Genomic DNA, 12,000 nt, shown 5'->3' with positions numbered 1-12,000 from the left:
CGGTGCGCCCTCGATCGCCGCAGTGCGACAACCGAGGGCAGCCGGATCAGCCTGCGGCAGTGGCGAGTTCATCGCGGACCGGCGCGTCCCAGTCGATGCGGTATCGACGTTCGGTACCCATCGTCTTCTCCGGGTTCATCACCGTTTTGACCATGAGCGGCATCACCGCGTTCATCACCTTGCGGGCGATCGGGCCCGGCGTCTTGCTGTGGTTGATCTTCGCCGCGCGCGCCGCGATCCCCTCCACCCTGGCCCGGCGCAGCTGCTCGTAGACAGCGAAAGCCTCGGTGGGCGAGGCGATATCGCGCAGGCACCGCGCCAGCTGCACGCCGCTCTCGATCGCCAGTGACGCGCCCTGTCCGGAGCTGTTCGACGGAGCGTGCACCGAGTCGCCCACCAGCACCATGCGATCGCGATACCAGTGCGGCACCGGCGGCATGATGTGCAGGGCACCGGTGACCTCGAGGTTCTGCGCCGTGGTGCGGCGCGCGAATTCGGCACCGGGCGAGTCGGCTGCGTAGGTCTCGCGTAGCACCTCGAGCCAGTGTTCGGGAGCGACAGCGCGGGCTTCGGTGAGCGAAAGGTACTGCTTGCTGGGAAGATTCGCGCCCCAGGTCACGCGGCCGTCGGCATGCTTCCAGTACAGGTAGTAGGCCCTGGCGCCGAAGGCGAACACCATGGTGTCGTCGGGCAGGTCGAGGTCGCAGTCGACCATGGCGCCGAAGCCGAGCATGCCGGTGTAGTCGGGTCCCGGTGCGGCCGGATCGATCAGACCCCGCACGGTGGACCGGATTCCGTCCGCGCCGACGAGCACATCGGCGGTGGCGGTGGATCCGTCGGTGAAGTGCGCGGTGACGCCGTCGGGGTGTTCGTCGACGTGGGTCAATCGCTTGTCGTAGCTGAACGGCACGCCCGCGGCGACCGCTTGATCGTGCAGGGTGCGGTGCAATTCGCCGCGGTCGACGGCCTGCAGCGGGGGCTGGTCGGCCAGCACCGGCATGACGTGTTCGCGGCCGCTCACGCGCAGTCGCATCTGCGCGACCGGCAGGGCGATCTCGCGCACCGCGTCACCGGCGCCGATGATGTCGAGTGCCGCGACACCGTTGGGCGCCAGCGCGAGCCCGGAGCCGATGCCCTCGGAGGGACCGGAGTAGGCCTCGTACACGTGGGCCTGGATGCCTGCCTTGTGCAGGGCGGTGGCGGCGACGGGTCCGGCGATGCCGCCGCCGATGACCAATGCGGAACGGGTGGTGGACATGGGTGATCTCCAGATCTGATGTCGGCGTCACCCAGCTATCCTGTGGTTGCCTCACCTCGTGGCCGGGTGCGCCTGGTTGCGGGACGGTATCTCGGGCTCGGTGGGGTGTTGCCGCACGCCACCGGGTCCGGGGTCTTCGGGGTCGAGCTAGTTGTTCCCCCTCTCACCGAGTTCGGGGATCTGTTCGGTGGGCATGCCGTCGACATGCCACTGCCGCCAGAGTTCGAGGCCTTCGAAGGTGCCCGCGGCCAGCTCGTCACGCAGGGAACGCGCCCAGTTCGCCTCGGCTTCCAGCATCGCCAGGCCGAATTCGGATTCGACGAGGAACAACCGGGGCAGCGTCAGCTCGCCGAGTTCGGCCCTGGTGGTCTCGATGATTCGCTCCAGCGTCGCGATGCGCGTACCGAGCAGGACGATCACCTCATCCGGCGGCAGCACCGCCAGAATCGACAGACCCGCGGTGAAGCGGTGGTGTTCGGGCTCGGGTGCGGCGAGCAGTTCGCGGGTCCAGTCCGCCATCTCGGCGCGACCGGCGTCGGTGATCCGATAGATCACCCGCTCGGGGCGCGCGCCGTCGCGTTCGCTGCCGATGACCTCGAGGAATCCGGCCTTCTCCATGTTCTGCACGACGGTGTAGAGCGAGCCCCATTTGATGTCCATGTCGCGGTCTTTGCCGTGGGCGCGCAGGGTGGCGGCGATCTCGTAGCGGTGCATCGGGCGCTGCACGATCACCGAGAGCACGGCGAGCGCCAGCAGGTTGTTCACTTTGCGCTTGGTCGCCATGACCGCCTCCTTACTCGTCTACGAATATACGTCTACGAGTATTCGGCGGCAAGGTTCGTTCAGTGGAGTGGACAACCGACATCAGACTTTCGATACCTCGCTGCTATCAGCACCCTGGTCGAGCAGCTTGGCCGCGATCTTCGACAGCGCCTCGTCGAGCAGCGCGCGGTCGACCGGATCCTCGGAATTCCAGTCGTCGAGGCGGTCGCCGAGCCAGCGGCGCCAGCCGGCGCGCAGCTTGTCGACCTCGGCGTCGCCGTCGGCGGTCAGCGACAGGGTGCCCCCGTCGTCGTGCAGCAGACCCGCGTCGACGGCCTGGCGAAAAACCGGCGACAGCACCTCCACCGGCAGCCGGTGCCGGTAGGCGATGGCATACACCGTGGCGGGCACCTCCTCCTTGGAGTACAGGTACACCTGCCCCAGCGCCCACGCCGAGTCCGGGCTCAGCGTGCTGCCCGAAGCGGCGATGAGCTCGGGGATGAGCGGTTTCTCCGCCCTGGCCTTGCGCACCGTCGTGGCGACCGAGCGCTCCAGCTGCACCACCCGGTCGTGCGAATCGGGTACCGAGAAGCCCTCCCCGACATCGCCCGCACCGTGGCGAGAACTGTCGCGCAAGCGCACCTGCGGCAGGAACCATGCGACGACGAAGCCGACCAGCGCCACCGGAACGACCCAGCGGAACACGTAGTCGATCGAACTCGCGTACGCGTCGATGATCGGCTCCGATTGCGCGAGCGGTAACTCGCGCAACAGTTTCGGATTCGCCGCCACCTCCGGTGAGATACCGGGGGCCTGCTGCAATGCCTGCGCCAGCGCGGACTCGATCTTGCTGTTGTACAGCGTGCCGAAGACCGCGGTGCCGAACGCGCTGCCCAGGGTGCGGAAGAAGGTGACGCCCGAGGTGGCGGTGCCCAGATCGGCGTAGGGCACGGTGTTCTGCACGACGATGGTGAGTACCTGCATCGACAGGCCGAGCCCGGCACCCAGAATCAGCATGTACAGCGATTCCAGCCACACGCTGGTGCCGCGGCCCATCGTCGACATCAGGGCGAGGCCGACCGCCATCACCGCCATGCCGACGACCGGGAAGTACCGGTACTGCCCGGTCTTGCCGACGACCTGACCGGAGAAAACCGAGGTGACGAACAGGCCGACCACCAGCGGCAGGGTGCGGACGCCGGAGATCGTCGCCGTCGCCCCGTCGACATATTGCAGATAGGCGGGCAGATAGGTCATCGAACCGAGCATCGCGAAACCGACGATGAAACTGAGCACCGACGACACGGTGAACACGCGGCTGCTGAACAACCGCATCGGCAGCATCGGCTCCTTCGCGCGGTTCTCCACCAGCACGAACCCGGTGATCAGCACGGCGGCGAGCACGAACAAACCGATGATCTGCCAAGAGCCCCACGGATATTCGCTACCACCGAACTCGAGCCCGAGGATCAGCGACGACACACCGAGCGCGATCAGGCCGATGCCGAGGTAGTCGATCACCGGCCGGGTGACCGCGCGCAGGTGCGGCAGCGTGCGCGCCGCCATCACCACCATGATGATCGCGATCGGCACATTCACGTAGAAACACCAGCGCCAGCTCGCGTGGTCGGTGAACAACCCGCCCAGAGTGGGCCCGACGACGGTGGTCACGCCGAACACCGCGCCGAGGGCGCCCTGATACTTGCCGCGTTCGCGCAGCGGAATGGTGTCGGCGATCAGGGCCATCGAGGTGACCATCAGCCCGCCCGCGCCGACGCCCTGGATTCCGCGCGCCAGGATCAGCACACCCATGCCGCCCGCGACGCCGGCCAGCGCCGAGCCTGCGATGAAGATGATGCCGCTGATCTGGAACAGCAGTTTGCGGCCGAACAGGTCGCCGAGCTTGCCCGCGAGCGCGGTCGCGACGGCCTCGGCGAGCAGATACGCGGTCACCACCCAGGCCATGTGCCCGGCGCTGCCGAGGTCGGCGACGATCGAGGGCAGCGCCGCCGACACGATGGTCTGGTCGAGGGCGGCCATGAGCATGCCGAGCACCACCGTCGCGAAGACAATGTTGATCTTCGCCTTACTCATCGGCTCGACGGGCTTGTCCACAGCAACACCATCCGGCATGCCTCAGTATGGGCTTTCAGGTCCCGCACGGGAGCTCAGTGACACGGCAGCAATCGCCACCGATCGCTCAGCGGACGGCGTAGTTTCCCAGGCCGGGTTCGAGCGTGTCGAACGCGATCTCGGCATCACGGGTCAGCGCGGTGGCGATCTCGGCGTTGGATTCGCCTTCGAGGGTGCGGCGCATGATCTCGTTGAACAGCACCCGCTGCACGCCGGCGATCTGGGCCGCGGCGACGCGCGGGGTGATGTCCTCGGGCGCGGCACCTGTCTCGGCGGCGAGTACGTCGGCCAGTGCCAGTTGACGGGCGTCGTGCAAATCGCGCCCGCGCGCAGTCAGCGCGGGACTGTCGGCGATCATCCTGGCAAACGGCTCGCCACTGAAGCCGATGAGCTGGTCTTGCGCCGCGATGGCCGCCAGGCAAGCGTGACGCAGCGCGGCCAGTGCCGACTGGCCGGGCGCGCGTTCCCGAACGATCGACGCGAGTTGATCGATGTAGATCTCGCCGAGGTCGAGTGCCAGGTCTTCCTTGCGGGGGAAGTAGTTGGTGACCGTCATCTTCGAGACATCGGCGGCCGCGGCCACCTCGGCGATGGTCACCTGGTCGAATCCGCGAGCCAGGAACAGCTCGGTCGCCCGGTCCGAGATCTGCTCCCTGGTCTGCTGCTTCTTCCTGGCCCTGAGGCCCTGCTGCGTCGTCATGCCACCAGCATATCTGAACTCGTCCTAAATTTGTTCTTGACATATTTTTAGGTTCGTTCTAAGTTTATGTCCGTCGCCGCAAGCGACACGATCGAAGGAGACAGCGCATGCCGCACGGACCCGATATCGCCGCCGAGCCCCTCAACACCCGTTCCACCACCGAAGGAGCAGCCGATATGGCCCGATTCACGACGATGCGAAGTTCACTCGACGACGCGGTCCGCGAGATCACGACCGCGCCACAACCCCTCCCCCTGCCCGGCCGGCCCCGGGCGGCACGCCGCGCCGAAGCGCCTTTCCCGACCCCACGGCGACGTGGAACCGGCTCGGCCATTCGCGGCGCGCAGACCCGATCGACGGCCGTGCGCCGCCCGATCCGGATTCCCGGCAAGTAGTCACTGCGTTCCCCGCGTAACCCGACCGGTGGGGCTGCCTCACCCCACCGGTCACCAGCCCCACATCGAACGGGAGTTCTCTTGACCACCACCGTCACCGCCGATCCCATTCGCGACTACCTGACTGCCATCGGACGCACTCCCCTGCTGACCGCCGAACAGGAATACACCCTCGGCGCGCGGATCGCCGCGGGCGCGACCGCGCGGGCCGAGATCGATGCGGCCGGTGCCGAACTCACCGCCGCACGACGACAACTGTTGCGCCGCACCGAACTCGACGGACTGCGCGCGAAAGATCACATGGTGCGGGCGAATCTGCGCCTGGTCGTCTCCATCGCGCGCCGGTTCCCGACCAACACCGGGATGTCGCTGCTCGATCTGATCCAGGAGGGCACGCTGGGGCTGATGCGCGCGGTGGAGAAATTCGACCACGAGCGCGGCCTCAAGCTCTCCACCTACGCGACGTTCTGGATCCGGCAGTCGATCGGGCGCGCGCTCACCGATCAGGGGCGCACGATCCGACTGCCCTCGAATGTGGCCGATGTCCTGCATCGGGTGATCCGGGTGCGGCGCGAGCTGGCGCATCAACTGGGGCGCGCGGCCACCACCGAGGAACTGGCCGCGGGCGCCGACCTCGCCGTCGCGCAGGTAGCGGCGGTGCTGCGGCACGAAGCCGAGCCCGTGTCGCTGCACGCGCCCGTCGGCGAGGACACCGATCTGGGCTCGCTGTTGCCCGACACCACGCCCATGCCGGCGGAGGTGGTCGCGGCTCGGATGCTCGGGGGCTATGTGGAGGCGGCCCTGGCGGGGCTCACCGAGCGCGAATCCGCCGTCATCCGACTGCGTTTCGGCCTCGACCGCGGCGAGGGCCGCACGCTGGAGGAGGTGGGTTCGGCGCTCGGCTTCTCCCGCGAACGGGCGCGTCAAATCGAGGCGAAAGCCATGATCAAGCTGCGCAAACCCGCCTGCACCCGTACGCTGACCGGATTGCTGGGCTGACCTTCCCTCCTATCTTACTCCAGAGTAAGATAGGAGCATGGCATGGAAACCAACTGACATCGCGGACCAGTCCGGGCGCACGTTCGTGATCACCGGGGCCAACGGCGGCCTCGGTGCCGAGACCACCAAGGTGCTCGCAGGCAAGGGCGCCACGGTGATCATGGCCTGCCGCAACGCGAGCAAAGCGCAACCGATCGCCAACGCCATCCCCGGTGACGTGCGGGTGGCCGCGCTCGACCTGGCAGATCTGGCCTCTGTGCGCGAATTCGCCGCGCAGCAGGGCGAATTCGATGTGCTGATCAACAACGCGGGCCTGATGAACATCCCGTTCTCGCGCACCGCCGACGGGTTCGAGACGCAGTTCGGCGTCAACCACCTGGGCCACTTCGCCCTCACCGGACTGCTGCTCGACCGCGTGCGCGACCGGGTGATCTCGCTCGCCAGCATCGCCCACAAGCAGACCCCGAAGCTGTGGATCGACGACCTCAACTACGAGAACCGCCGCTACCAGCGCAATCTCGCCTACGCCCAGGCCAAGCTCGCCAACCTGATGTTCGGTCGTGAACTGCAGCGCAGGCTCACCGAGGCCGGGTCGGCGAAGAAGTCCTACGCCGTGCACCCCGGGGTCTCGGCCACCGACCTGTTCGCCCGCACCGAGACCCCCCTCGACAAGGTCAGCAAGCCGTTCATCAAGCTCATCGGCCACCCGCCGCACAAGGCCGCCCACTCCACCTTGTTCGCGGCCACCGAGCCGGACGCCGACCCCACCGTGTACTGGGGCCCCAACCGGCTGATGCAGTCGCAGGGACCGGTCGAGGCGTGCCCGTCGAGCAAGATCTCGCGCAATCCCGAGCTGCTGCGCAGGTTGTGGGAGGAATCCGAGCGGATGACCGGGATCAGCTACAAGTTCTGATCATCCGCACTGCGTGACCGTGAGCACGATCTTGCCGCGGGTGCGCTGATTGTCGCTGATCTCGTGGGCCTTGCCCACGAGTTCCAGTGGCAGAACCGTTTCCACGTGCGGTCGCAGCGCACCGCTTTCGACGAGGTTCGCGAGAGCGCGCAGACCCGCGCCGTCGGCTTCGACGATCATGAACCCGGCCCGCAGGCCGAGCGGGCGGGCGACCTCCACCAGGGCCGCTTCCGCCGGGGAGGCCAGCGACACGATGATGCCGCCGGGCCGGAGGGTTCGCAGCGAGCGCGGGCCGTATTCGCCGCCGATGGTGTCGACGACGATGTCGATGCCGTCGGCCGCGTCGACGAAATCTGTTGCGGTGTAATCGATCACCTCATCGGCGCCGAGGTCGCGGACGAAGTCGTGATTGTCGGCGCGCGCCGTGGCGACGACGTACGCACCGCGTGCCTTGGCGATCTGCACCGCGACATGCCCGACCCCGCCCGCGGCGGCATGAATCAGGACCCGGTGGCCGGGCCGCACGTCGGCGGTGTCGACCAGCGCCTGCCAGGCGGTGAGCGCGACGAGCGGCAGCGCGGCGGCTTCGACGTGGGTGAGATTCGACGGCTTGCGCGCGAAGTGGCGGGCCGGTGCGGTGACGTACTCGGCGTAGGCGCCCGCGGCGCGCGGCTGCCGCGGCATGCCGAAGACCTCGTCGCCCGGCGCGAACAGGGTGACACCGACGCCGACGGCCTCGACCACACCGGACACATCCCAGCCCAGCGGTGCGATCGCGCCGAGCAGTCCACCGGTGGCGCGGTGCCAGGAATCGGTCGGGTTCACCCCGGCCGCGTGCACGCGGATCAGCACTTCGGCCGGTCCGGGGCTCGGCTTGTCGACCTCGATCACCCGCAGGACCTCGGGTCCGCCGAAGGTGTCCTGACCGATTGCCCGCATGGCGCTTCTCCCTGTGTCTCCCAGGCCGTTTCGCTGCGAACCGGCCGTGTGCAGTCCACGATGCCGGGTGCGCGAATCATCGACGAGTGGCAAGAAAGCCAATATGTGCAATAATCTTGCCATGCATCGCGTGGTGGTTCTGGCGCTGAACGGGGTCTATCCGTTCGAATTGGGAATTCCCGCCCGGATCTTCGGCACGGCGACCGATCCCGACGGCGCCGCGCTCTACGACGTGCGCACCTGCAGCCTCGACGGAGCCCCGGTCTCGACCAACGCCGACTTCACCATCGCCGTCGAATACGACAGCAGCGCGCTCGCCGAGGCCGACACCGTGGTGATCCCGCCCTTCTCCGCGTGTGACGCCCCCGAGGAGGAGTGGATGCCCGCCGACCTGGCCGATGCGCTGGGTCGACTCCGGCCGGATACCCGCATCGTGTCGATCTGCACCGCGGCGTTCGTCCTGGCCGCCCTCGGCTTGCTCGACGACCGCCCCGCGACCACGCACTGGCGACAAGCCGATCGGTTTCGCGCTCTGTTCCCGCAAGTCAGGATGGATGCCGACGTGCTGTTCGTCGACGAAGGACGCATCCTCACCGCGGCGGGCAGCGCCGCCGGCATCGACGCCTGCCTGCACCTGCTGCGCCGCGATCACGGCAGCGCGGTCGCCAATCAGGTCGCCCGCCTGTGCATCGTGCCGCCGTGGCGCGAAGGCGGACAGGCCCAGTTCATCGACCGGCCGATCCCCGAACCCAGCACCGCGACGACCGCCGCCACCCGCGCGTGGGCCATGACCCACCTGGATCGCCCGCTCCCGCTCACCGAACTCGCCGCCCACGCTCGTATGAGCGTGCGCACCTTCTGCCGCCGATTCCGCGAGGAAACCGGCCTCCCACCCGGTCAATGGCTGACGCAGCAACGCGTCGACCACGCCCGCCACCTCCTCGAAGCCACCGACCTCCCCATCGACCGCGTCGCCGCCGACGCGGGCCTCGGCACCGCCGCTTCCCTGCGCCAGCACCTGTCCGCCGCCATCGGCGTCTCCCCCACCGCCTACCGCCAGACCTTCCAGGCCGGGACCTCGCGCCCGCGCGCCACCCGGACCACTGTGCTGTGACGCCTGACTCCGCGGCCGCGACCTGCTCCTACGTGCTCTGTAGTAGGCGGGTACCGTGGAGCGCGTGTCCGTTCCACCTCCTCGCCCGGCGCACAATCGACCGGCCCTGATCGCGCTGGTCTGCGTCGTCGCGCTGGGCTGCTTGGCGCTGGCCTGGTGGCAGTGGGAACGGTTCGAATCGTCGTCGGGAACCGGCCAGAATCTCGGCTACGCACTGCAGTGGCCGCTGTTCGCCGGGTTCGCGGTGTTCGCCTATGTGCGGTTCGTGCGGCTGGAACGCGAGGCCGAGGAGCCCGCGTCGCCGCGGCCGGGCAAGGCCGAGGCGCCGCGCGAGATCCCCGCGGGCATCCTGCCCGAACGCCCCAAGGCCGTGAAGTCCGACGACCCGGAAACGGCCGCCTACAACCAGTACCTGGCGCAACTGCACGCCAGCGACATCGATGCGCAGGTCCGCACCGCCGGCTTGCATTCCCCCGAGAGGAACGCCGGGTGACCGACAACACCACCACCACACCGTCGCCGGACGAAGCCATCGCCGCCCCCGCGGGCAGCGCCCCCACCGCCAAGATCACCTCGGCCCTGCAGCGCTACCGCGTACTCGCCTGGGTCACCGGCCTGTGGCTGCTGCTGCTCACCGTCGAGATGATCGCCAAGTACGGCTTCGGCGTCGACACCCCCAGCTGGATCGCGGTCGTGCACGGCTGGGTGTACTTCGCCTATCTGCTGGTCACCGCCGACCTCGCCGTGAAGGTCCGCTGGCCCATCGGCCGCACCGTCGGCACCCTCGTCGCCGGCACCATCCCGCTGCTGTCGTTCTTCGTCGAGCACCGCAACGCCAAAGACGTGAAGCAGCAGTACAGCCTCTGACTTGCACGAAAAGCGCCGCCGCCCCGGTAATCCGGAGCGGCGGCGCTCGTGTTGTGTGGTCGGTCAGGCCAGGGCGGCCAGGGCCGGGATGAGCTGAGTGAGCGCGCGGCCCCGGTGGGAGACCGCGTCCTTTTCGGCGGGGGTGAGTTCGGCGGCGCTGCCGGTACCGCCCTCGGGGAGAAACAGCGGGTCGTAGCCGAAGCCGCCGTCACCGTGCGGTTCACGGGCGAAGGTGCCGGGCCATTCGCCGCGCACCACCGTGGTCGTACCGTCGGGCAGGACCAGCGCGCAGGTGGAGACGAAGCGGCCGCCGCGACGGTCGTCGGGGACGTCGCCCAGCTGGGCGAGCAGCAGGGTGTTGTTCGCGGCATCGTCGCCGTGGCCGCCCGCCCACCGCGCCGACAGCACACCCGGCATCCCGTTCAGCGCGTCGACTTCGATGCCGGAATCGTCTGCCACGCAGGGCAATCCGGTGGCGACGGCACCGTCACACGCCTTCGCGATCGCGTTCTCCTCGAAGGTGGCGCCGGTCTCGGGCGCCTCCTCGTACGGGGGCACCTCGTTCAGGCTCACCAATTCGATTCCGGCCACCCCGGCTTCATCGAGGATCCGGCGAAGCTCCTTCAGCTTCTTGGCATTTCGGCTGGCGACCAGCACACGCACGGCCACGACTACTTCTTCGCGGACGGCTCGGGCAAGGTGCCCGGGTACGGCAGTGCCAGCGCCGCCTTCTGGATCGCGAACAGCTGATCGGCACCGGCGAAGGCCGAGTCGAGCATCTTGTCCAGGGTCGACCGCGGGAACGTCGCGCCCTCGCCGGTGCCCTGGATCTCGACCAGAGTTCCGGTGTCGGTGGCCACCACGTTCATGTCGACCTCGGCGCGCGAGTCTTCCTCGTAGGGCAGGTCGAGGCGAACACGCCCGTCGACCACACCCACGCTCACCGCGGCGATCATGCACGAAATCGGCTGCGGGTCAGCCAGTTTGCCCGCGGCGGCCAGGTAGGTCACCGCGTCCGAGAGCGCCACATAGGCGCCGGTGATCGCGGCGGTGCGCGTGCCACCGTCGGCCTGCAGCACATCGCAGTCGAGCGCGATCGTGTTCTCGCCGAGCGCGGCCAGGTCGATGCAGGCCCGCAGCGAGCGCCCGATCAGCCTGCTGATCTCCTGCGTCCGCCCACCGACCTTGCCCTTCACCGACTCCCGCCCACTGCGCGTGTGCGTGGCCGCGGGCAGCATCGCGTACTCCGCGGTGAGCCAGCCCAGCCCCGAATCCCGGCGCCACGGCGGCACCCCCTCGGTGACGCTCGCGGTGCACATCACCCGCGTCTGCCCGAATTCCACCAGCACCGACCCCGCCGGGTGCGTAGTGAATCCCCGAGTGATCTTCACGTCGCGGAGTTCGTCATCCGCCCTACCATCAGCTCGTCTAGACACAGCCGACACACTAGCGCGTGCCCCCCACTCCCCGCCCAGCCACACCGAAGCCTCCGAAGCCCGCACCCACACCGCACTCCCAGCGACACCGCACACCCCAAGGTCCGTAGCTCTACCGCACTCCCCGCGACACCGCGCACCCCGAAGTCCACACCCTTACCGCACTCCCCGCGACTCCACACACCCGAAGCTCACACCCCTACCGCACTCCCCGCGACTCCACACACCCCGAAGTCCACACCCCTACCGCACTCCCAGAGACTCCATACACCCGAAGTCCGCAGCCCTACCGCACTAGCCGGCCCCACCGTTCAACCCCAGATCCGCCATGACCGCACCATCAGCCACCGCACTCCCGACCCCTAGGGAGGGACGGCCACGAAGTGGCCGGTCCGCGGCCGGGTCGCCGGTCAGCGCTCGAAGCGCATGCGCATCACTGTCGCGCCGAGTGGCCGGGAATTCGCTCTGTCGAACAACATCGCGC

13 protein-coding genes are annotated in these 12,000 nt (G+C 68.5%); 6 read left to right on the top strand and 7 right to left on the bottom strand.

What is annotated here, in order from left to right:
* Positions 1 to 46: 46 nt before the first annotated feature.
* The 4 genes from ACWDXS_RS34495 to ACWDXS_RS34480 form a co-directional block, all read right to left on the bottom strand.
* On the bottom strand, positions 47 to 1,258 hold the full coding sequence (locus ACWDXS_RS34495) for an FAD-dependent oxidoreductase (protein ID WP_449972334.1): 1,212 nt from the start codon (positions 1,256 to 1,258) through the stop codon (positions 47 to 49).
* Between the two features lie 147 nt (positions 1,259 to 1,405).
* Complete coding sequence (locus ACWDXS_RS34490) at positions 1,406 to 2,041, bottom strand: PadR family transcriptional regulator (protein WP_378996653.1); 636 nt, start codon at positions 2,039 to 2,041, stop codon at positions 1,406 to 1,408.
* 81 nt (positions 2,042 to 2,122) lie between these two features.
* Positions 2,123 to 4,135 carry an MDR family MFS transporter gene (locus ACWDXS_RS34485; RefSeq protein ID WP_449972331.1) on the bottom strand — a complete coding sequence of 671 codons (2,013 nt, stop codon included), beginning with the start codon at positions 4,133 to 4,135 and terminating at the stop codon, positions 2,123 to 2,125.
* A gap of 85 nt (positions 4,136 to 4,220) precedes the next feature.
* A complete protein-coding gene (locus ACWDXS_RS34480) occupies positions 4,221 to 4,853 on the bottom strand; it encodes a TetR/AcrR family transcriptional regulator (protein ID WP_449972328.1) in 633 nt (210 codons plus the stop codon).
* Between the two features lie 107 nt (positions 4,854 to 4,960).
* On the opposite strand from ACWDXS_RS34480, the gene ACWDXS_RS34475 reads away from it, so the two are divergent.
* The 3 genes from ACWDXS_RS34475 to ACWDXS_RS34465 all read left to right on the top strand — a co-directional run bounded on the left by ACWDXS_RS34475 (position 4,961) and on the right by ACWDXS_RS34465 (position 7,160).
* The gene (locus tag ACWDXS_RS34475) at positions 4,961 to 5,248 is read left to right on the top strand and encodes a hypothetical protein (RefSeq protein ID WP_449972325.1); all 288 of its coding nucleotides are present in this window, start codon (positions 4,961 to 4,963) and stop codon (positions 5,246 to 5,248) included.
* Positions 5,249 to 5,329: 81 nt separating this feature from the next.
* Entirely contained in the window at positions 5,330 to 6,247 is a 918-nt protein-coding gene (locus tag ACWDXS_RS34470; RefSeq protein ID WP_449972322.1) for a sigma-70 family RNA polymerase sigma factor, read from the top strand.
* 37 nt (positions 6,248 to 6,284) lie between these two features.
* Positions 6,285 to 7,160 (top strand): oxidoreductase, encoded by an 876-nt coding sequence (locus ACWDXS_RS34465; protein WP_449972320.1) that lies wholly within the window; start codon positions 6,285 to 6,287, stop codon positions 7,158 to 7,160.
* Here ACWDXS_RS34465 and ACWDXS_RS34460 read toward each other — a convergent pair whose 3' ends face one another.
* The gene (locus ACWDXS_RS34460) at positions 7,161 to 8,099 is read right to left on the bottom strand and encodes an NADP-dependent oxidoreductase (RefSeq protein WP_449972317.1); all 939 of its coding nucleotides are present in this window, start codon (positions 8,097 to 8,099) and stop codon (positions 7,161 to 7,163) included. It abuts the gene before it with no gap.
* 121 nt (positions 8,100 to 8,220) lie between these two features.
* On the opposite strand from ACWDXS_RS34460, the gene ACWDXS_RS34455 reads away from it, so the two are divergent.
* The 3 genes from ACWDXS_RS34455 (at position 8,221) to ACWDXS_RS34445 (ending at position 10,080) form a co-directional block, all read left to right on the top strand.
* Positions 8,221 to 9,213 carry a GlxA family transcriptional regulator gene (locus ACWDXS_RS34455; protein WP_449972314.1) on the top strand — a complete coding sequence of 331 codons (993 nt, stop codon included), beginning with the start codon at positions 8,221 to 8,223 and terminating at the stop codon, positions 9,211 to 9,213.
* Positions 9,214 to 9,277: 64 nt separating this feature from the next.
* Positions 9,278 to 9,706 carry a transcriptional regulator gene (locus ACWDXS_RS34450; protein ID WP_449972311.1) on the top strand — a complete coding sequence of 143 codons (429 nt, stop codon included), beginning with the start codon at positions 9,278 to 9,280 and terminating at the stop codon, positions 9,704 to 9,706.
* A 38-nt stretch (positions 9,707 to 9,744) separates the two neighbouring features.
* Positions 9,745 to 10,080, top strand: coding sequence for a DUF3817 domain-containing protein (locus ACWDXS_RS34445; protein WP_449972372.1), 336 nt, complete (start codon positions 9,745 to 9,747; stop codon positions 10,078 to 10,080).
* A 63-nt stretch (positions 10,081 to 10,143) separates the two neighbouring features.
* Here ACWDXS_RS34445 and rdgB read toward each other — a convergent pair whose 3' ends face one another.
* The gene (rdgB, locus tag ACWDXS_RS34440; RefSeq protein WP_449972309.1) at positions 10,144 to 10,749 is read right to left on the bottom strand and encodes an RdgB/HAM1 family non-canonical purine NTP pyrophosphatase; all 606 of its coding nucleotides are present in this window, start codon (positions 10,747 to 10,749) and stop codon (positions 10,144 to 10,146) included.
* A gap of 2 nt (positions 10,750 to 10,751) precedes the next feature.
* Positions 10,752 to 11,516 carry a ribonuclease PH gene (rph, locus tag ACWDXS_RS34435; RefSeq protein ID WP_449972306.1) on the bottom strand — a complete coding sequence of 255 codons (765 nt, stop codon included), beginning with the start codon at positions 11,514 to 11,516 and terminating at the stop codon, positions 10,752 to 10,754.
* Between the last annotated feature and the right edge of the window lie 484 nt (positions 11,517 to 12,000).

The sequence above is a fragment of the Nocardia sp. NPDC003183 genome, from assembly GCF_053590715.1.
This window is presented reverse-complemented; position numbering and strand designations above follow the sequence as displayed.